The sequence below is a fragment of the Stenotrophomonas sp. 10L48 genome (genome assembly GCF_056395105.1).
This window is the reverse complement of sequence record NZ_JBFTIX010000011.1, coordinates 59807-80063: the sequence shown is the minus strand read 5'-3', so window position 1 is coordinate 80063 and position 20257 is coordinate 59807. Positions and strand designations below refer to the sequence as shown.

General features: G+C 65.4%; 21 protein-coding genes. 8 read left to right on the top strand and 13 right to left on the bottom strand.

The genetic code is table 11. From position 1 onward, the window contains the following. Window positions 1-59 precede the first annotated feature (59 nt). The 4 genes from AC1DCU_RS17375 to AC1DCU_RS17360 are packed head-to-tail and all read left to right on the top strand — an operon-like array spanning window position 60 to window position 3578. The gene (locus AC1DCU_RS17375) at window positions 60-1181 is read left to right on the top strand and encodes an MlaE family ABC transporter permease (protein ID WP_177177018.1); all 1122 of its coding nucleotides are present in this window, start codon (window positions 60-62) and stop codon (window positions 1179-1181) included. Between the two features lies 1 nt (window position 1182). Then, window positions 1183-2010, top strand: coding sequence for an ABC transporter ATP-binding protein (locus AC1DCU_RS17370; protein ID WP_033830300.1), 828 nt, complete (start codon window positions 1183-1185; stop codon window positions 2008-2010). A 3-nt stretch (window positions 2011-2013) separates the two neighbouring features. Beyond that, entirely contained in the window at window positions 2014-2940 is a 927-nt protein-coding gene (locus tag AC1DCU_RS17365; RefSeq protein ID WP_025878489.1) for an MlaD family protein, read from the top strand. After that, complete coding sequence (locus tag AC1DCU_RS17360; protein ID WP_282280443.1) at window positions 2937-3578, top strand: ABC-type transport auxiliary lipoprotein family protein; 642 nt, start codon at window positions 2937-2939, stop codon at window positions 3576-3578. Before AC1DCU_RS17365 ends, AC1DCU_RS17360 begins: the two co-directional genes overlap by 4 nt. An 85-nt stretch (window positions 3579-3663) precedes the next feature. On the opposite strand, the gene AC1DCU_RS17355 is transcribed toward AC1DCU_RS17360, so the two are convergent. From AC1DCU_RS17355 to AC1DCU_RS17345, 3 genes are read right to left on the bottom strand one after another with little or no spacing between them, the layout of a single operon-like run. Continuing rightward, window positions 3664-4251 (bottom strand): alpha-ketoglutarate-dependent dioxygenase AlkB family protein, encoded by a 588-nt coding sequence (locus AC1DCU_RS17355; RefSeq protein ID WP_033830298.1) that lies wholly within the window; start codon window positions 4249-4251, stop codon window positions 3664-3666. Window positions 4252-4296: 45 nt separating this feature from the next. After that, window positions 4297-4929 (bottom strand): CoA transferase subunit B, encoded by a 633-nt coding sequence (locus AC1DCU_RS17350; protein WP_032976348.1) that lies wholly within the window; start codon window positions 4927-4929, stop codon window positions 4297-4299. 1 nt (window position 4930) lies between these two features. Beyond that, a complete protein-coding gene (locus AC1DCU_RS17345) occupies window positions 4931-5662 on the bottom strand; it encodes a CoA transferase subunit A (protein WP_025878484.1) in 732 nt (243 codons plus the stop codon). Window positions 5663-5835: 173 nt separating this feature from the next. Here AC1DCU_RS17345 and AC1DCU_RS17340 point away from each other — a divergent pair, with 173 nt between their 5' ends. Then, window positions 5836-8454 carry a DEAD/DEAH box helicase gene (locus tag AC1DCU_RS17340; RefSeq protein ID WP_442251693.1) on the top strand — a complete coding sequence of 873 codons (2619 nt, stop codon included), beginning with the start codon at window positions 5836-5838 and terminating at the stop codon, window positions 8452-8454. Window positions 8455-8655: 201 nt separating this feature from the next. Here the strand turns inward: AC1DCU_RS17340 and AC1DCU_RS17335 are convergent, their stop codons facing one another. The 10 genes from AC1DCU_RS17335 to rfbB form a co-directional block, all read right to left on the bottom strand. After that, window positions 8656-9867, bottom strand: coding sequence for a hypothetical protein (locus tag AC1DCU_RS17335; protein WP_442251692.1), 1212 nt, complete (start codon window positions 9865-9867; stop codon window positions 8656-8658). Beyond that, entirely contained in the window at window positions 9842-10273 is a 432-nt protein-coding gene (locus AC1DCU_RS17330) for a hypothetical protein (protein ID WP_478014230.1), read from the bottom strand. The genes AC1DCU_RS17335 and AC1DCU_RS17330 overlap by 26 nt, the downstream gene beginning before the upstream one ends. A 45-nt stretch (window positions 10274-10318) precedes the next feature. Beyond that, window positions 10319-10918: a hypothetical protein gene (locus tag AC1DCU_RS17325; protein WP_312965110.1), complete on the bottom strand. Its 600-nt coding sequence runs from the start codon at window positions 10916-10918 to the stop codon at window positions 10319-10321. Further along, window positions 10915-11316, bottom strand: coding sequence for a GtrA family protein (locus AC1DCU_RS17320; RefSeq protein ID WP_442251691.1), 402 nt, complete (start codon window positions 11314-11316; stop codon window positions 10915-10917). The genes AC1DCU_RS17325 and AC1DCU_RS17320 overlap by 4 nt, the downstream gene beginning before the upstream one ends. Beyond that, window positions 11294-12238 (bottom strand): glycosyltransferase, encoded by a 945-nt coding sequence (locus tag AC1DCU_RS17315; protein WP_032976356.1) that lies wholly within the window; start codon window positions 12236-12238, stop codon window positions 11294-11296. Before AC1DCU_RS17315 ends, AC1DCU_RS17320 begins: the two co-directional genes overlap by 23 nt. A 10-nt stretch (window positions 12239-12248) precedes the next feature. Next, entirely contained in the window at window positions 12249-13205 is a 957-nt protein-coding gene (locus AC1DCU_RS17310) for a UDP-glucuronic acid decarboxylase family protein (RefSeq protein ID WP_442251690.1), read from the bottom strand. Window positions 13206-13368: 163 nt separating this feature from the next. Further along, a complete protein-coding gene (gene rfbD, locus AC1DCU_RS17305) occupies window positions 13369-14268 on the bottom strand; it encodes a dTDP-4-dehydrorhamnose reductase (RefSeq protein WP_442251689.1) in 900 nt (299 codons plus the stop codon). Next, window positions 14265-14822 carry a dTDP-4-dehydrorhamnose 3,5-epimerase gene (gene rfbC, locus AC1DCU_RS17300; protein WP_033830291.1) on the bottom strand — a complete coding sequence of 186 codons (558 nt, stop codon included), beginning with the start codon at window positions 14820-14822 and terminating at the stop codon, window positions 14265-14267. The genes rfbD and rfbC overlap by 4 nt, the downstream gene beginning before the upstream one ends. Beyond that, the gene (rfbA, locus tag AC1DCU_RS17295) at window positions 14819-15706 is read right to left on the bottom strand and encodes a glucose-1-phosphate thymidylyltransferase RfbA (protein WP_033830290.1); all 888 of its coding nucleotides are present in this window, start codon (window positions 15704-15706) and stop codon (window positions 14819-14821) included. Before rfbA ends, rfbC begins: the two co-directional genes overlap by 4 nt. A gap of 14 nt (window positions 15707-15720) precedes the next feature. Then, window positions 15721-16776, bottom strand: coding sequence for a dTDP-glucose 4,6-dehydratase (gene rfbB / locus AC1DCU_RS17290; RefSeq protein ID WP_033830289.1), 1056 nt, complete (start codon window positions 16774-16776; stop codon window positions 15721-15723). Window positions 16777-17057: 281 nt separating this feature from the next. Between rfbB and AC1DCU_RS17285 the strand changes: the two genes are divergently transcribed. The 3 genes from AC1DCU_RS17285 (at window position 17058) to AC1DCU_RS17275 (ending at window position 20247) form a co-directional block, all read left to right on the top strand. After that, window positions 17058-17804: an electron transfer flavoprotein subunit beta/FixA family protein gene (locus AC1DCU_RS17285; RefSeq protein WP_032976362.1), complete on the top strand. Its 747-nt coding sequence runs from the start codon at window positions 17058-17060 to the stop codon at window positions 17802-17804. Further along, window positions 17804-18745 (top strand): electron transfer flavoprotein subunit alpha/FixB family protein, encoded by a 942-nt coding sequence (locus AC1DCU_RS17280; RefSeq protein ID WP_282280430.1) that lies wholly within the window; start codon window positions 17804-17806, stop codon window positions 18743-18745. Before AC1DCU_RS17285 ends, AC1DCU_RS17280 begins: the two co-directional genes overlap by 1 nt. 143 nt (window positions 18746-18888) lie before the next feature. Continuing rightward, window positions 18889-20247, top strand: a complete 1359-nt coding sequence (locus AC1DCU_RS17275; RefSeq protein ID WP_033830286.1) for a phosphohexomutase domain-containing protein — start codon at window positions 18889-18891, stop codon at window positions 20245-20247. Window positions 20248-20257 lie beyond the last annotated feature (10 nt).

Below are 20257 nucleotides of genomic sequence, written 5' to 3'. Positions count from 1 at the left end.
GAGAAATTCATCCTGGTTCGACGCGACGTGCAATTCAGAACGGTTATGCTGCGACCCGAATGGCCCCCATGACCCCGACCCACGCCCCCCAGCTCGAACAGGACGCTCAGGATCCGGGATTGATCCGGCTGTCCGGCCACTGGACCCTGAAGACCGCGCTGGCCGCGGCCGAAGTGCTGCGTGGCGTTCCGGACAAGCTGACCGGCATCGACGCCACAGGCATCGAGCTGCTCGACTCCGCCGGCGTGCTGCAGGTGCTGCGCGTCGCCCATCGCGCTGACCTCAGCGAAGACGCGTTGCAGTTCCGCCCGGACCACCAGGCGCTGGTGTGCACCATTGAGGAAGTAGCCGACGACCGCCCGAAGCCGAAGCGTGACTTCGGCGTACTGGCGGCACTGGAGCGGCTGGGTGTCAGCGTCCATGCCACCGGCCACAACATCAAGGCGCTGTGCAGCTTCCTCGGCGAGAACCTGGTCAAGGGTGCGCGCCTGGTCAAGGAGCCCCGACGTTTCCGCCTGACCGCGACCGTGCACCAGATGGAACAGGTCGGGTTGGATGCGGTGCCGCTGGTGGCGCTGCTGTCCTATCTGGTCGGCGCGGTGATCGCCTTCCTCGGCTCGACCATCCTGCGCGACTTCGGTGCGGAGATCTATGTGGTCGAGCTGGTGAACATCGCCTTCCTGCGCGAATTCGCCGTGCTGCTGACCGCGATCGTGCTGGCCGGCCGCACCGCCAGTGCCTTCACCGCGCAGATCGGTGCGATGAAGGCACGCGAGGAAATCGATGCGATGCGCACCCTGGGGCTCGATCCCATCGACCTGCTGGTACTGCCGCGCCTGGTCGCGCTGCTGTTGACCCTGCCGCTGCTGACCTTCATCGCGATGGTCGCCGGCCTGGCCGGCGGCATCACCGTCGGCGCGTTCGACCTGGACATCCCGCCGCAGATGTACATCGCGCGCATGCACGAAACGATGGAAGTGCGGCACATGCTGGTGGGCCTGTCCAAGGCGCCGGTGTTCGCGCTGGTGATCGGCCTGATCGGCTGCCTGGAAGGCCTGAAGGTGGAAGGCACCGCGCAGTCGGTCGGCGAACGCACCACCTCCAGCGTGGTGCAGACGATCTCGCTGGTGATCATCATCGACGCCTTCGCGGCGTTGTGGTTCATGCACATGGACTGGTGACATGACTACGCATCCGACCCCCGAAGACGTGCCCATGCAGGACGACGACGGCCACGACCTGGCCATACGCGTGCGCGGGCTGGTCAACCGCTTTGGCAGCCAGACCGTGCATGAAGGGCTGGACCTGGACGTGCGCCGTGGCGAGATCCTTGGCGTGGTGGGCGGCTCGGGTACCGGCAAATCGGTGCTGATGCGCTCGATCCTCGGGCTGCGCGTGCCGGATGAAGGGCAGATCGAGGTGCTCGGCCGCGATGCGCGCGCCGACGATCCCGAGAGCCGCCTGCATATCGAGCGCAACACCGGCGTGCTGTTCCAGGACGGCGCCCTGTTCTCGTCGCTGACCGTCGGCGAGAACGTGCAGGTGCCACTGAAGGAACACCACCGCGAACTGCCCGAGCGCTGGCATTACGAACTGGCACTGCTGAAGGTGAAACTGGCCGGCCTGCCCGCCGATGCCATCAACAAGCTGCCCTCGCAGCTGTCCGGCGGCATGCGCAAGCGCGCCGGCCTGGCACGTGCGCTGGCGCTGGATCCCCCCCTGCTGTTCCTGGATGAGCCCACCGCCGGCCTGGACCCGATCGGTGCGGCGGCGTTCGATCGCCTGATCAAGACGCTGCAGGAGGCGCTGGGGCTGACCGTGTTCCTGATCACCCACGACCTGGACACGCTGTATGCGATCTGCGACCGGGTGGCGGTCATCGCCGACCGCAAGGTGGTGGCCAATGCGCCGCTGCCGGAAATCGAGAGACTGGATCATCCGTGGATCCAGGAATACTTCCACGGACCCCGCGCGCGCGCTGCGCGTGGCGAACAGATCGAGAGTGCCTGAGCCATGGAAACAAAAGCCAACTACGTGCTGATCGGCGCGTTCACCCTGATCACCGGCCTTGCCCTGCTGGCCTTCGGCCTGTGGGCCGCCAAGTACTCCTCCGACCGCACCTGGCAGGAATACCGGGTGGTGTTCCGCGAAGCGGTGACCGGCCTGTCGGTCGGCAGCCCGGTGCAGTACAACGGCATCGCGGTGGGCTCGATCACCGAACTGAACCTGGTACCGGATGACCCGCGCCAGGTGGTCGCGCGCATCCGCCTGAACTCGACCACGCCGGTCAAGACCGATACCCGCGCCAAGCTGGCGATCACCAGCCTGACCGGCCCGTCGATCATCCAGCTCAGCGGCGGCACGCCGCAGTCGCCGGCGCTGACCACGGTCAACAAGGACCCGGCACCGATCATCCCGACCACGCCGTCGGCGCTGCAGAACATCACCGACGTGGCCAACCGCATCGTCGAGCGCATGGACCAGATCCTCAGCGACCGCAACGTCGCCTCGATCAACGCCACCCTGGCCAACCTGGAAACCATCAGTGGCGGCCTGGCCGACCGCGACCAGGGTACGCAGTCGCTGCTGCTCAGCGCGCGCGATGCCGCGCGCAGCCTTGACGCCACCCTGAAGACCACCAACGGCACCATCGAGCGCCTGGACAAGAACCTGGTGCAGCAGCTGCCGGGCATCATCGACAAGCTCGACGCCACCTTGGCCAAGCTTGATTCGGCGGCCGGCAATGCCGATTCGATCCTTGGCGAAAACCGCGCCGCCATCAACAGCTTCGCCAATGACGGCCTGGGCCAGCTCGGCCCGACCCTGGGTGAACTGCGTGGCCTGATCCGCGACCTGCGCCGGGTCAGCGACCGCCTCGAGAACAATCCCGCACGCTACCTGCTCGGCCGCGACGCCCCGAAGGAGTTCGAACCCAAATGAGCCCGACCACCCTTCCGCGCCTGTTGCTGGCAGCGTCGCTGGCCACCCTGCTGGGTGGCTGCTCGATCCTCGGCAGCGGCGACAAGAACCCCGTCACCCTGTATTCGCCGGCCGTGCAGGTCAAGGTCGACCCCAGCTGGCCGCAGGCCGACTGGCAGCTGGTGCTGGCCAAGCCCAGCGCCGCGCGCATGGTCGACAGCCCGCGCATCAACGTACGGCCGACGCCGTCGGAGCTGGAGATCTACAAGGGCGCCAGCTGGGCGCAGCCGGCCACCGACATGATCGAAGACACCCTGCTGCGTGGCTTCGAGGATTCCGGCCGCATCCACGGCGTGGCCCGCGTTGCCGCCGGCATCCGCGCCGACTACAAGCTGTCCACCGACATCCGTCGCTTCGAATCGGATTACCAGGGCCAGGCAACGCCGACGGTCGTCATCGAGATCAACGCCAAGCTGATCGACGTCACCAACCAGCGCGTGGTCGCCGACCGCACCTTCCGCCAGTTGCAGCCGGTGGGCAGCACCGATGTGTCGGCAGTGGCAGCGGCGTTCGAGCGTGGCCTGCAGCAGGTGGCGCAGGACGTGGTGGGCTGGACGCTGACCAGCGGGCGGAATGACAAGCAGGCGCTGAAGCGCTGAGGTTGCCCGTTTCGCACGCCGGGCATGGCCCGGCGCTACCGCCACCGGTTCCTGGTAGCGCCGGGCCATGCCCGGCGAACCCTGGTCAACGCGGATGGATCCAGCGGAACGTCAGGTTGATGCGTTCGCCCTGCACCCGCGCCATCTTCGGCAGCGCGTGCTGGTAGTGGCGCTGGGTGGCGCCGCCCATCAGCAGCAGGTCGCCATGACCGAGCAGGAATTCCGCCTTGCGCGTGGTGTCATCGCGGCGGCGCAGCAGGAACCGCCGCGCTGCGCCGAGGCTCAACGAAGCGATCAGCGGCGCCGGCCCCAGCTCGGGCTCGTCATCGCTGTGCCAGCCCATGTAGTCGCTGCCGCCGCGATAGCGGTTGAGCAGTACGCTGTTGAATCGACCGACGCTCTGTTCTTGCAGGCGGATGCGCAGTTCCTGCAGCAACGGTGGCCACGGATGCGGGATGAACTCGGTGCCTGAATAGCGGTAACGCGCCTGCGGATCACCGATCCAGCAGCTCAACCGCGGTGAATCCACCCAGTTGCCGAACATGCGGATGCGGTGGGTTTCCCAGGGGACTTCCTGCGCCAATACACGCTGCAGTGCATCGGCGTCGGCCGCTGGCAACCAGCCCGGCAGATGTCGGACGTCAGCATCAGGCAGATCGTGGGGGAATAGCATGGGAGATCAGGGAGATGGGGCAGCGACACGCCGCCCCGTGGATGCTCAGCGGCGCTTGAACGCGACGCCGGTCTTTTCCTTCAACTCATCCTCGCCCACACCCGCCGCAGTCTCCACCAGCACCAGGCCGTCATCGGTCACATCGAATACCGCCAGGTCGGTGATGATGCGGTCGACCACGCCCACACCGGTCAGCGGCAGCGTGCATTCGGCCAGGATCTTGTGCTCGCCGTTCCTGGCGGTGTGCTCCATCAGCACCACCACGCGCTGCACGCCGGCCACCAGGTCCATCGCACCGCCCATGCCCTTGACCATCTTGCCGGGCACCATCCAGTTGGCCAGGTCGCCCTTGTCGGTCACCTGCATCGCACCGAGGATGGCCAGGTTGACGTGGCCACCGCGGATCATCGCAAAGCTGTCATGGCTGCCGAAGTAGCTGGCGCCCGCACGTGCGGTGACGGTCTGCTTGCCGGCATTGATCAGGTCGGCGTCCACCTCGGCCTCGGTGGGGAACGGACCGATGCCCAGCAGGCCGTTTTCCGACTGCAGCCACACGTCCACGCCTTCGGGAATGTGGTTGGCCACCAGCGTCGGCAGGCCGATGCCCAGGTTCACGTAGGCGCCATCGGTCAGCTCACGCGCAGCGCGCGCCGCCATCTCATCGCGGGTCCATGCCATGTCAGTTGCCCTCCGCACGGATGGTGCGCTGTTCGATACGTTTTTCAGGGGTGGGGTTGTGCACGATGCGGTGCACGTAGATGCCCGGCAGGTGCACCTGGTCCGGATCGATGCTGCCGACCGGCACCACCTCCTCCACTTCCACGATGCAGACCTTGCCGGCCATTGCACAGGCCGGGTTGAAGTTGCGCGCGGTCTTGCGGAACACCAGGTTGCCGGCCTCGTCGGCTTTCCAGGCCTTGACCAGGGCAACGTCGGCGCGCAGCGCGGTTTCCATCACATAGTGCTTGCCATCGAACTCGCGGGTTTCCTTGCCCTCGGCGACCACGGTGCCGTAACCGGTGGCGGTGAAGAACGCCGGGATACCCGCCCCGCCGGCACGCAGGCGCTCGGCCAGGGTGCCCTGCGGATTGAATTCCAGCTCCAGCTCGCCGGCCAGGAACTGCCGTTCGAATTCCTTGTTCTCGCCCACGTACGACGAAATCATCTTGCTGATCTGCCGGGTTTCCAGCAGCTGGCCCAGGCCGAAGCCATCGACGCCGGCGTTGTTGGAGATCACGGTCAGGCCCTTGGCGCCACTGTCGCGCAACGCGGCGATCAGTGCCTCGGGAATGCCGCACAGGCCGAAGCCCCCCACGGCCAGGGTCTGGCCATCGGCGACCACACCCTGCAGGGCTTGCGCCGCAGAGGCGAAACGCTTGCTGCGCGTGCCGCTGGAAGTTGATTGCTGCATCTCTACTGCCCTACCCGGTGAGAATGCCGCCATTCTAGCGGCACACCCGTTACCGGCTGGGATGCGCCGCAGCATGAACCGGCATGCCGGGCTGCCAATCCGTAGAATGTTCCCTTTCCCGCTTGCGGTGCCCTTGGCAACGCGTGCTGTAGATGGAGAGGACAGGACGACGCATGGCCGAAGTATTCACCGGAGGGGAACTGTCCCGCTGGCTGGATGCCGGGACGCTGGAAAAGGGCAACCACCAGGTGTCGGCAGTGCGCGAGCTGCGCTACCGGTCACCGCTGCTGACCGCCCAGGTCGAGGGCTGGCAGGTGGCGATCGACCTGGATGCCAGCGCCCGCACCCCGCACAGCCCCCTGCAGAGTCGCTGCACCTGCCCGGCTGGCACGCACTGCGAGCATGTCGCCGCGGTGTTGCTGGCCGCACTGCAGAACTCACTGGAGGGTGAACCGGGTTCGCTGCGTGCGGCCGCCGATCCGATACTGCCTACCCTGCAGATCCAGGCGATGACACCGATCCTGCATCTGCACAGCATGGAATACCGACCTGCCTGGCTCACCGAACGTGACCCCTCGCAATGGCTCGACGTCGCCACCGTCGCGTTCGAGTACGACGAACACGTGCGTTTTCTCGACGACCCCTCGCTGTTCGTGCACGACGCCGAGGGCCAGCTCTACCTGCTGCCGCGTGACCTGGCCGGGGAGGCACGGCGCGAGGCTGAACTGCACAGCGTCCACCTGCACCGCGAGCGGCAACCGCGCATCGTGCTGGACGGCGGCGGCCCGTTGTTCGAGCTGCGCAGTTTCGACTGGACCCGCTTCCTGCTGGAGGATGTGCTGCGGCTGGAAGCGCTGGGCTGGAAGATCGAGACTGACGACGCCTTCCGCCACCGCATCACCCGGGTGGAGGACATCGACCTGGATGTCCGGTCGGTGTCCGCTGACAGCAACGAGCTCGACCTGGCCCTGACCATCGATGTCGATGGCCGCAGCATTGCGCTGGTTCCGCTGCTGCAGGGCGTACTGCAGTCCGATCCGCGCTGGCTGCGCGGCCAGCTGGATGCCATTGGCGATGACGAGAATGTATTGCTGACGACGGCAGACAATGAACGTCTTGCCCTGCGGGCAGCGCGGCTGAAGCCGGTGATCGCGCTGCTTGCGGACCTGTTCGGCGACCGTGGGCAACCGCTGCGCCTGCAGGCGCATGATCGCGGACGGCTGCAGGCCCTGCAGGACGCTGCGCAGTTACGGCTGCACAGCAGCAACGATACCCGTGCACGCGTGCAGCGCCTGCTGGACGCCCCGGCGATGAGCGCTGTCCCAGCGCCTCAGGGTTTGCGCGCGACGCTGCGCAGCTACCAGCTTGAAGGCCTGTCATGGCTGCAGTACCTGCGCCAGCAGGGCCTGGGCGGCGTGCTGGCCGATGACATGGGCCTGGGCAAGACACTGCAGACCCTGGCCCATCTGCTGGTTGAAAAGCAGAGTGGCCGCCTGGACAAGCCGGCGCTGGTGGTCGTGCCAACCTCATTGCTGCACAACTGGCAGAGCGAAGCGGCGCGCTTCACCCCGGATCTGCGTGTACTGACCCTGCACGGCCCCGCACGTGACACGCAGTTCGACGCCATTGCCGCCCATGATCTGATACTCACCACCTATCCCCTGCTCTGGCGCGACGAACCGGCGCTGCAGGCGCATTCCTACCATCTGCTGATCCTGGATGAGGCACAGCAGGTGAAGAATCCCAGGTCGCGCGCGGCGGCCACGCTGCGCACGCTGCAGGCGCGTCATCGCCTGTGCCTGACCGGCACCCCGCTGGAGAACCATCTGGGCGAGCTGTGGACGCAGTTCGACTTCCTGCTGCCCGGCCTGCTCGGCAGCGAAAAACAGTTCAACCAGCACTGGCGCCATCCCATCGAGCGCGGCAGCGACCAGCGTCGTGCTCAGCTGCTGGCCCAGCGGCTGCGACCTTTCATCCTGCGCCGGCGCAAGGACCAGGTCGCTTCCGAGCTTCCACCGAAGACGGTCATCACCCGCACCGTGGCAATGGAAGGCGCCCAGCGTGATCTGTACGAAGCCGTGCGTGCGGCGATGGAAAAGCAGGTCCGCGATGCGATCAACGGCAGCGGGCTGGCGCGCAATCACATCGTGGTACTGGACGCGTTGCTGAAGCTGCGCCAGGTCTGCTGCGATCCGCGCCTGCTGCCAGGCGAGACACCCGCGCGCGCTGCCGGTTCGGCCAAGCTGGACCTGCTGCGCGAGATGTTGCCTGCCATGGTCGAGGAAGGGCGGCGCATCCTGCTGTTCTCGCAGTTCACCGGCATGCTGGCGTTGATCGGCCAGGCCCTGCGGGAACTCAGCCTGCCCTACGTGCAGCTCACCGGCGATACCCAGGACCGGGTCACGCCCGTGCAGCGCTTCATGCAGGGCGAGGTTCCCGTGTTCCTGATCAGCCTGAAGGCCGGTGGCGTGGGCCTGAACCTGACCGCTGCCGACACCGTCATCCACTTCGATCCCTGGTGGAATCCGGCCGCCGAGAACCAGGCCACCGACCGTGCCCATCGCATCGGCCAGGACCAGCCGGTGTTCGTCTACAAGCTGATCACCGCCGGCAGCGTCGAGGAACGGATCGCCGAGCTGCAGCAGCGCAAGGCCGACCTGGCCGACTCCATACTGGAAGGGAGCGGCAACGCAGCACCGCGCTTCGACGCAGCCGACCTGGAGGCGCTGCTGGCACCGTTACCCGGTGCGCCCAGACGCGCTGCTGGGAAACGCAGGACTACCCGCGCCTGATCCCCGGCTGGCCAGGCAACAACCGGGCCGCGTACCGGAAGATGTGAGCGCAGACCTGGCCCTCCGCATTGGCGTACAGCGGGCGACAAACCTGTGCAGCACCGGAAGCCAAGTGATCGACCCTGGCCTGTGCGGCAGCGAGCAGCTTGCCATCCGATCCGCTGGAGTGCGCCGCACCAGGAGCCTGCAACGCCGCCGGATTCACCGTGGATCTGACGTGGCAGGCGCTGCCGGGTCAGCCCGCCAGACTGCAACCGTGGCCGCCAGGAACAGCAGCAGCACGACGGGCTGACGGACCCGGACGGCGCTGGTCTGCAGATGCCAGGCCAGATCCTGCGGCGTACTCAGGTAGACCAGGAAAAGCACGGCGATGTAGCCCAGCGCGGCCAGCAGCGCCACCGCGGCCAGCGGCCGTTGCAGAACCCGACGCCACAGCACGGCCAGCACCAGCAGCGGCGCCAGCATCCACTCGTCCAGCAACAGGCGCTTGAGGATCATGGCGGACCCGCCGTCGGTCGTCAGCCGTACCAGCAGCTGCGACTGCAGGTCGGACCCGGCAAGATCGTTGCTTATATGCGCTGCAGCGACCGACGTCTTCCACGCCAGCAGCGGCAGCAGCGCAACGACAAAGGCCAACAGCACGCGCCAGCAAAGCCGGCGTTCGCGCAGCGCCCCTTCCAGCACCACACTGCCGACCACCACCGCTGCCAGAACTGCGCCCTCGTTCTTCAGCAGCGACAGCACCGCCACCACCAGTGCCAGCGCCACGATGTCGCCAGGCCGACGGCTGTCATCGGTACCGCGCAGGCGCATCGCCAGTACCAGCGCGGTCAGCGCGTACAACGCCACCAGCGTGTCCATGTAGCCGTTGACCAGCATTTCCCTGCCCACCCGCAGCAGCAGCAATGCCAGAAGTGCCACCCACCAGCGCGAGCGCAGGCCCGGCGCGATCAGCAGCAGGGCGGGCAACAGCAGCAGTGGTGCCACTGCCTTGGGCAGCAGTTCATTCCAGTGTCCCAGCAGGCCGGCAGCTGCGGCCATCAGCAGCGGTACCAGCGCGGGGTAATCGTTATGGCTCCAAGGCGCGTAATCATCCAGCTGGGCGTACAACGTGCCGTCCAGATAGATGCGCTTGGCATGGAACAACCAGATCGAACGCGGGTCCCAGGCATCGCCTGGGCTGCCGAGCGAAATCCCCACCAGCGCCAGCACCACCAGCACCGGAATCGCCACGCGCAGTTCGCGCAGTCCCAGAAGCGAAAGTGCTGCGCCGGCGAGGAATACGGCAAACAGTGCCAGCATCGGCCACCCCATCACGCCCACGGCGGCCAGGCCGTAGCAGAGCAGCAGCGAAACAAGCATGACCAGCGCCGCGCGGCGCCCGCGGTCAGCGGCAGTCGGCAAGAACGACATCTCCCCTCCTGTCGATCAGCTGGCATGCGTTCAGTACCGGGTCGGTGGCGCGCAGGATCCGGTGTGGCGTATCGGCATCGCTGAAGCGCTGCGGATACAAGGCTTCCCACATGCGCTGGCGGATCAGTTCATCGTCCTTCAGCCCCTGCCCCAGCGACAGCGGCGACAGATCGTGCGGCTGCCGCATCACCAGCGCGCGGGCATCGACGACCTCCTTGGGAACGGACACCTCAAAACCAGCGTCGGCGACGAACGCCTGGCCGAGCAGCGACATCTGGAAGTCGGACTTCCTTGYCGTCAGGGCAAGGGACACAAGGATCAGGATCGTCAGCAGGATGACGCTGGCGAGGCGCCAGCGTGCAGAGCTCGCGGTGGAAGGACTGGGTGTCATCTCGACGTCCGGCAACGAATGGAATGGAGGTTGATGAAAAGCAGCATCGAACGGGAAGGCCTATCGGCAGCGGTAGTCGCTCGACATATGACTGTCGCGGAAAGGATCGGTCAGCGCATCGGAGTACTGCCCCATCAGCAGGCGATGGGTGGGCAGCAGGTTCTGCCGATAGAAGCGGCTGAAGGACGCCAACCGTTCACCGCGGCCGGTGAGTTTCACACAACCATCGTGGATCTCGATGGTGCCTGATTGCAGCTGTTCGGTCAGCCGCACCTCCACCAGGTGGTGCTCACGCACGTACTCTTCGGTAAACACCTGGCGGAATGCATCCTCGCGGATGCCGCCCCCCCGCTGCTGCAGTTTTTCAAGGATGTAGAACGACAGCGAGCGGTCGATGACCGTCGGCACCGAGATGGCAAAGATGTAGCCTCCCAGCAGCCAGATCGCGGCCAGCTGGATCAGCTCCAGGCGGTTGAAGCCGGCGAACCACTTCAGCGCGTACAGGCCCGCAAAAACCACCACCAATGCGATGACCGCATCGACGATGCTGGCATACAGCACCACATTTACCCTGAAATGGCGGACGTGCACGTAGTAGACCAGCAGCAGAACGACGATGAAGGCCATCGTTGCCAGCAGTGCGCGCAGGTATTTGTTCATCGGAACACCACGAATTTGTTGGCGAGAAAACTGAAAGCCATCTGCATGCCGGTCGCCAGCAGGAAGCCGATGCGGTAGTCCAGGCCGAAACGGTCGGCCCAGACGTACATCACCAGTGCATGCAGCATCGCAATGACGGCGTATACCAGCAGGAACAGCGCCCCCTGGCAGGCCACGCTGCCCTGCCGGCCACGGAACACGAAGTAGCGGCTGCCCAGAAACGAGGTGGCAATGCCAAACACAGCGGCCAGCGCATTGGCCGCAGCGGCCAATGACATGTGCAGCACTTCGATGTTGAAGCGCAACACCCCGTAGTGCACCGCCGTGGCCACCAGGCCGTTGATCAGGTAGCGCAGGAACTGGCCACCCAACGCATCATGCGCTGCGGCGGGCGGCATGCTGGACCTCATCAACGAACTCCCGATAGCTGCCGATGCCCAGCACGCCACCGCTGCGGATCATGCCCGACAGCATAAGGATGATCAGGGTCAATGCAGCCGTCTGCAGGAACACCAGCAACAGGATACCGAAGGCAAGCGAGAACCAGCCGGGCGTTGCGAACCCCAGCATCTTCAGCAGCGTTGCGATCACCCCACCGGTCACCGACAGCGCCGCGACAATCGTGCAGGCGATACCCACACGCACCAGCACGTCCTCGGCGAACACCATCAGCGCACGGAACCCATGCAGGGCCAGCCCGACGAAGTTCATCTTGCTGCGGCCTGCGTAGCGCGGACCGCGGTCCAGTGAACAGGTCTGCACCCGCAACTTGGAACTGAGCACGCTGGCGGCCACGTGGGTCCACAGTTCCTGCATTGATGCCAGCCGGCGCACCGCAGGCATTTTTGCCGCCATGAAATTGCCAAAGCTGATCCGACGCCCACTGAGCAGTGTGAAAAGCAGCTTGTAGAACAGGTAGAAGGTCTTGAATTTCAGTGACTCCACCCGGCTGCGGCGGGTCGCAACGACCACATCCACATCGACAGACTCCAGCCCGGCAACCAGCTCGGTGATGCTCTCCGGCGTGTCTTCGCCGTCGGAGTCCATCGCCACCACGATGACATCGTTGCCGAAGTGCTCGGCCACGTAGCTCAGGCCGATGGCGATGGCACGCTGGTGGCCGACATTGCGGCGCAGCTTGATCACCACGCCCTCCAGCCCGGAGGCCTCGATCGCCGAGATCGGCAGTGGTTGGCGCACCGAGCCGTCGTCGACGGCAACGACGTAGGTATCGCCACCCTGCGTACGCGCAAGCTCAAGGAAAAGCCGGGAAGAAGCTTCCAGGTCTTCGTACACCGGCATCACGACAATCTTGCGCATCGCGGTTTCCTCAAGCCTGCAGGCGATGGCGGAAGTAGCTGATGGTCTCTTTCAGACCATCTTCCAGGGCCACCTTGGGCTCCCAGTCGAACGTGGCCTTGGCCAGGCTGATATCCGGTTGGCGCTGGCGCGGGTCATCGGATGGCAGCGGTCGGTACTCGATCCTGGACGTGCCGCCGACCAGGCGCACCACCGTTTCGGCCAGTTCCAGCATGGTGTACTCGGACGGATTGCCGATGTTGACCGGACCGGTGAAATCGGCCGGCGAGTCCATCAGGCGCAACATGCCTTCGATCAGATCGTCCACATAGCAGAAGCTGCGCGTCTGCTGGCCATCACCATAGATGGTGATCGGCTCGCCTTGCAGCGCCTGCACGATGAAGTTGCTGACCACGCGGCCGTCGTTGGGGTGCATGCGTGGGCCATACGTATTGAAGATGCGCATGACCTTGATCTCCAGCTGGTGCTGGCGCCAGTAATCGAAGAACAGCGTCTCGGCGCAGCGCTTGCCTTCGTCGTAGCAGCTGCGGATGCCGATCGGGTTGACCCGGCCCCAGTAGCCCTCCACCTGCGGATGGATCTCCGGATCGCCGTAGACCTCGCTGGTGCTGGCCTGCAGGATGCGGGCACGCACGCGCTTGGCCAGGCCCAGCATGTTGATGGCGCCATGCACGCTGGTCTTGGTGGTCTGCACCGGATCGTGCTGGTAGTGGATCGGCGATGCCGGGCAGGCCAGGTTGAAGATCCGGTCCACTTCCACGTACAGCGGGAAGGTCACGTCGTGGCGCATCAGTTCGAAGCGCGGGTGGCCGAGCAGATCTTCGACGTTGGCCTTGTTGCCGGTGTAGAAATTGTCCACGCACAGCACGTCGTGGCCAGCTTCGACCAAGCGGTCGCAGAGATGGGAGCCGAGGAAGCCGGCGCCGCCGGTTACCAGCACGCGTTTCTGATCGTGAGCGAATTTCAAAGCGGTCCCCTGCGGTCCTGGGCGCGACGGGATAGCGGTCCTGGGGCGAGCCCAGCGTCATGCCGCTTCCATTGTCGAGAGTGGGGGAATTGTATGCGAACTCACCCTGCGCCATTGGCTGGATGCGGGCACACCGCACGGCGGCCAGCAGGACCCGGCCCGGTCAGGAACCGGCGATTTCCGCCATCACACGCTTCAAGCCGTCCTGCCATGCGGGCAGCTGCAGGCTGAAATCACGTTGCAGCCTGCGGTTGTCCAGCACCGACCACGCCGGCCTGCGGGCTGGCGTCGGGTACTCGGCGCTGGTTATGGCCTGCACCCTCGGCGCTTCCACCATCATGCCGGTGGCCAGCGCCTCGGCAAAAATCGCCTCGGCGAAACCATGCCAGCTGGTTTGCCCATTCGCTGTCAGGTGCCAGGTGCCGGACAAGCGGCCCGGGTGCTGCAGCGCATGCGCAGTGACATCGGCGATCAAGGCCGCCGGGGTAGGCGTACCAACCTGGTCTGCCACTACCCGCAGCTCGCTGCGAGCAGCGCCAACGCGCAGCATGGTCCGCAGGAAATTGGTGCCATGTGCGGCATACACCCACGCCGTGCGGAAAATCAGATGGCGCCCGCCCGCCGCGCGCACGGCCTCTTCACCACCACGCTTGCTGCTGCCGTACACACCCAGCGGCGCGGTCGGCTCGTCTTCGCGGTAGGGCGTGTTGCCCTGTCCATCGAACACGTAGTCGGTGGAGTAGTGCACGAGCGGGACATCGTGGGCTGCGCACCAGCGCGCGATGACCCCGGGCGCTTCGGCATTGGCACGAAATGCTGCTGCAACATCCTGCTCGGCGCGGTCGACTGCGGTATAGGCCGCGGCATTGACCACGATCGACGGCTGCAGCCGATCCAACAACGCCGGCAGGCTGTCGGGCTGATCGAAATCGGCCACTTCGCAGGATCCTCCGTCGGGCAACTGGCCGCTGCGCGTGGTTGCCACCACGGTACCCAGCGGCGCCAGAGCGCGCAGCAGCTCCTGGCCTACCTGGCCATTGCCGCCGAACACCAGGATCATCATGGCACGTAGACCGGCAGCCGATCTTCGGCCAACTGATCCAGGAAAGGCGCCTTCTGGTCCTTGGCCGAAAGAATCGGAGCCCCTACCGGCCAGTCCACCGCGATATCGGCGTCGTTCCAGCGGATGCCGGCATCGGCTTCGGCCACGTAGACGTCGGTGCACAGATAATTGAACAGGGCCGTTTCGGACAGCACTGCGAAACCATGCGCGAAACCCGGCGGGATCCAGAGCTGGCGGCGGTTGCTGCCGCTGAGAATGAATGCTTCCCAGCGCCCGAACGTGGGTGAGCCGCGGCGGATGTCCACCGCCACGTCGTAGACCTCACCTTCCAGCACGGTCACCAGCTTTCCCTGCGGGCGCGGCCACTGGTAGTGGAGCCCACGCAGGACGCCGCGACTGGAAGAGGAGACGTTGCTTTGGACGAACTGCGTCGGCAGACCCAGCTTGCCGAAGCGCTCTGCGTTCCATGTCTCGAAGAAGAAGCCGCGTTCGTCGCCAAACACCACCGGCTCAAGCAGCTTGCAACCCGACAGCGCGCTTTCAATCACCTTCACGGCACCACACCCCGCTGTGCCAGTTTCGCGAGGTACTGGCCATAGCCATTCTTGATCAGCGGCGCGGCCAGCGCGTTGAGCTGCTCTGCGTTGATCCATCCCTTGCCAAAGGCGATCTCCTCCGGACAGCAGACCTGCAGGCCCTGCCGGGTCTGGATGGTCTCGATGAAGTTCGACGCTTCCAACAAGGACTGGTGGGTGCCGGTATCGAGCCATGCATAGCCGCGGCCCAGCGCTTCCAGGTGCAAGCTGCCTTCGTCGAGGTAGCGCTGGTTCAGATCGGTGATCTCCAGCTCGCCACGGGGTGAGGGCTTCAGTTCGGCGGCATAGTCACTGGCATTGCCGTCGTAGAAGTACAGGCCGGTGACGGCGTAATTGGAACGCGGATTCTGCGGTTTCTCGACCAGACCGACGACCTTGCCATCTTTGTCGAACTCGGCCACACCGTAGCGCTCGGGATCATTCACCCAGTAGCCGAAAACGGTGGCGCCCGCGTCGCGTGCGTCGGCGCGCCGCAGCATGTCGGTCAGGCCATGGCCGTGGAAGATGTTGTCACCCAGCACCAGGCAGCTCGGCTTGCCGCCGACGAAGTCACGGCCGATCAGATAGGCCTGCGCCAAACCATCGGGGCTGGGCTGCACGGCGTACTGGATGTCCATGCCCCATTGCGAACCGTCACCCAGCAGCTGCTGGAACAAGGCCTGCTCGTGCGGGGTATTGATGATCAGTACTTCACGGATGCCCGCCAGCATCAACACACTGAGCGGGTAATAGATCATCGGCTTGTCGTACACCGGCAGAAGCTGCTTGCTGACGCCCTTGGTGATCGGATACAGCCGGGTGCCGGAACCGCCGGCGAGGATGATGCCCTTGCGTTGGGTCATGTCGTGTCCTTGGTTCAGGCCGCGGTGCCGATGCGCTGCAGGCGATAACTGCCGTCGAGCACGCCGTTCACCCACTCCTGGTTGTCCAGGTACCAGTCGACGGTGAAGCCGATGCCCTGTTCAAAGGTGTAGGCAGGTTCCCAGCCCAGGTCGTTCTTCAACTTGGAGGCATCGATCGCGTAACGGCGGTCATGGCCCGGGCGGTCGGCAACGTAGGTGATCTGGCTGCTGCGCGGCTGGCCGTCCGCACGCGGGCGGCGCTGGTCCAGCAGCGCGCAGATCGCCTGCACCACTTCGATGTTCTGCTTTTCGGAGTTGCCGCCGACGTTGTAGGTCTCGCCCACCTGGCCCTTGGCCAGCACGGTACGGATCGCTTCGCAGTGGTCGGACACGAACAGCCAATCGCGCACCTGCTTGCCGTCGCCGTACACCGGCAGCGGCTCACCGGCCAGCGCCTTGGCGATCACCAGCGGGATCAGCTTCTCCGGGAAGTGGTACGGACCATAGTTGTTCGAGCAGTTGGTGGTCAGCACCGGCAGCCCGTAGGTATGGTGGAACGCACGCACCAGATGGTCCGAGGCGGCCTTGGACGCCGAGTACGGCGAGTTCGGGGCATACGGGGTGGTTTCGCTGAACTTGCCGGTCTCGCCCAAGGTGCCGTACACCTCGTCGGTGGAGACATGCAGGAAGCGGAATGCCGCGCCCTGCTCGGGCGGCAACGCCTTCCAGTAGTCCCGCACTGCCTCAAGCAGGCCGAGGGTGCCGACGACATTGGTCTGGATGAAGGCGCCAGGGCCATCGATCGAACGGTCGACGTGGCTTTCGGCGGCGAAATTCAGCACGGCATCGGGCTGGTGCTCGGCCAGCAGGCGGGAAACCAGCGCGCTGTCACCGATGTCCCCCTGCACGAAGACATGGTTGCGATCGCCGTCCAGGCTGGACAACGTCTTCAGGTTGCCGGCGTAGGTCAACGCATCGAGATTGACGACCTTGATGCCGCGGGAGACGGCCTCGAGAACGAAGTTACCGCCAATGAATCCGGCACCGCCGGTGACAAGCCATGTGGGCACTACCTGTTCTCCTGTTCGATGTTTCGCCCCAGGCACTCGCAGCACCCCGGCAGCGCGACAGGATACATCGGCGACCTCTTCACGACTGCCCGCCGCAGGTGAACGAAGGCTCCCAGTGGCCCGTTTCCGCCGCACCGCAGCAAAACCATACGCATTCGCATGGTCGCCTTCGGCCAGTTAGAATCGGGGTCCCACCCCCGAACCGGTTGCTGTGCGAGAACCGGACGTTTCCCGTTACTGTGAGCCGGCCGGCGGCCGGCACTACAAGGATCGAGTACCAGATGAAAATCCTCGTCGCGTACAAGCGCGTGGTGGACTACAACGTCCGCATTCAGGTCAAGCCGGACGGTTCCGGCGTGGTCACCGACGGCGTCAAGCTGTCGCCCAATCCCTTCGATGAAATCGCCCTGGAAGAAGCCCTGCGCCTGCGCGACAAGGGCATCGCCACCGAGGTGGTTGTCGCCACCATCGCCCCGGCCGACGCCCAGGCGCACCTGCGCAATGGCCTGGCCATGGGCGCAAACCGTGCCATTCACGTCGTTACCGACCAGGCCATCCAGCCGCTGACCGCCGCCCGCACCCTGCTCAAGCTGGTTGAGAAGGAACAGCCGGACCTGGTGATCCTGGGCAAGCAGGCCATCGACGACGACGCCAACCAGACCGGCCAGATGCTGGCCACGCTCTGGGGGCGTCCGCAGGCCACCTTCGCCAGCAAGCTCGACATTGCCGACGGCAAGGCCACGGTAACCCGTGAAGTCGACGCCGGCCTGGAAACGCTGGAAGTCGACCTGCCGGCCGTGGTCACCACCGACTTGCGCCTGAACGAGCCGCGCTTCATCAAGCTGCCCGACATCATGAAGGCCAAGGCCAAGCCGCTGGAGACCCTGCAGCTGGCCGACCTCGGTGTTGAAGCTGCCGACACCTTCAAGACCACCCAGTACGCCGCACCGTCCAAGCGCAGCAAGGGCGTGATGGTCAAGGACGCGGCCGAACTGGTTGCCGCACTCAAGCAGAAGGGGTTGCTGTAATGAGCAAGATTCTCGTCATCGCCGAGCACCACGACGGCAAGCTCAACGCCGCTACCGCCAAGACGGTCAGCGCCGCAGCCGCCATCAGCGGCGCCAGCATCGACGTGCTGGTGCTGGCCGCCGACCCGACCGCCGTTGCGGCTGAAGCGGCCAAGATCGCCGGCGTCGCCAAGGTCCTGACCGTGGCCAACGCCGCCAACGTACAGGCGCTGGCCCAGGTACTGGCCCCGCAGATCGCACAGCTGGCCAAGGGTTACACCCACGTGTTCGGCCCGTCGACCACCTTCGGCAAGGACCTGATGCCGTGCGTGGCCGCCCTGCTTGGCGTCAACCAGGTCTCCGACCTGATGGCCGTCGAAGGCAGCCACACCTTCAAGCGCCCGATCTACGCCGGCAACGCGATCATCACCGTGGAAGCACCAACCGACCAGATCGTGGTCGCCACCGTGCGTGCCGCGTCGTGGCCGGAAGCCGCCCAAGGCGGCAGCGCCGCGGTTGAGGCCGCAAGCGTCGACGCCTCCCTGCCGACCCACACCCGCTTCGTCGGCCTGGCCGCCGGTGCCAGCGACCGCCCGGACCTGCAGAGCGCCAAGCGCGTGGTCTCCGGTGGCCGTGGTGTTGGTTCGGAAGAGAACTTCAAGGTCATCTTCCAGCTGGCCGACAAGCTCGGCGCCGCCGTGGGTGCCTCGCGCGCCGCGGTGGATGCCGGCTACGTGCCCAGCGACCTGCAGGTCGGCCAGACCGGCAAGATCATCTCGCCGGAGCTGTATGTGGCCGTGGGCATCAGCGGTGCCATCCAGCACCTGACCGGCATCAAGGATGCCGGCACGATTGTCGCCATCAACAAGGACGCGGATTCGCCGATCTTCGAGATTGCCGACATCGGCCTGGTCGGGGATCTGTTCACGATCCTGCCGGAGCTGGAAGCGGCGCTGGGCTGATGCGTCTGCAGGAATGCCGTGCAATCAACAGGTTGCACGGCATTCCAGCATTTTGGAGGGCCCGCAGGGACGCTGGGCAGGATCACTCGTTCCAACAGGGCCAGTCGCTATAATCCGGGGTCAACCCGTGAAGGACTGCATTGATGACGCTCCCGTGTTTCAAGGCCTACGACATCCGCGGCCGCGTCCCGGACGAACTTGACGAACGCCTGGCTCGCCGTATCGGCGCCGGTACTGCGGCGTTGCTCGGCCCGGGACCGGTAGTTGTGGGACACGACATCCGACTGAGCAGCCCGGCCCTGTTGCAGGCCGCCATCGAAGGCCTGACCGCGAGCGGTCGCGATGTCATCGACATCGGCATGTGCGGCACCGAGGAAGTGTATTTCCAGACGTTCCACCGCAAGGCGGCGGGCGGCATCATGGTGACGGCCAGCCACAATCCGATGGATTACAACGGGATGAAGCTGGTACGCGACGGCGCCAAGCCGATCAGCGGCGACACCGGCCTTTTCGATATCCGCGATTTTGCTGCTTCCGACGCTCCGCTTGGCGACGGCAAGGGGACGGTCTCCAGCGACACCGACAAGACTGCCTATATCCAGCACCTGCTGGGCTATGTCGATGTGGCCAAACTGAAGCCGCTGAAGATCGTCACCAATCCGGGCAACGGCGGTGCCGGCCTGATCATCGACGAACTGGCCCCGCACCTGCCCTTCGAGTTCATCCGCATCCAGCATGAACCCGATGGCAGCTTCCCGAACGGCATTCCCAATCCGCTGCTGCCGGAGAACCGCGCGGCCAGCCGCGACGCAGTGCGTGCCAGTGGTGCGGACTTCGGCATCGCCTGGGATGGCGACTTCGACCGTTGCTTCTTCTTCGATGCCGACGGCAATTTCATCGAGGGCTATTACCTGGTCGGCCTGCTGGCCACTGCCCTGCTCGTCCGCCAGCCCGGCGGCAAGATCATCCACGACCCGCGCCTGACCTGGAACACCGTGGAGATGGTCGAACAGGCAGGCGGCGTACCGGTGATGAGCAAGACCGGCCATGCCTTCATCAAGGAACGCATGCGCGCCGAGGACGCCGTCTATGGCGGCGAGATGAGCGCCCACCACTACTTCCGCGAGTTCGCCTACTGCGACTCCGGCATGATCCCGTGGCTGCTGATCGCGCAGCTGGTATCGAGCAGCGGCAAGTCGCTGGGCGAACTGGTGGCCGACCGCATGAAGGCCTATCCCTGCAGTGGTGAAATCAACTTCCGCGTCGAGGATGCCAAGGCGACCGTGGCCCGCGTGCTGGCCCATTTCGAGCCGCAGCAGCCGCTGCTGGATCGTACCGACGGGGTAAGCGCCGATTTCGCGGAATGGCGCTTCAACCTGCGCAGCTCCAACACCGAGCCGCTGCTGCGCCTGAACATCGAAACCCGCGGAAACGAGGCCCTGCTTCAGGACCGCATCCGTGAACTGACCGACTTGATCGGCGGCACGCCGGCAAATCACTGAGTAAAGGACG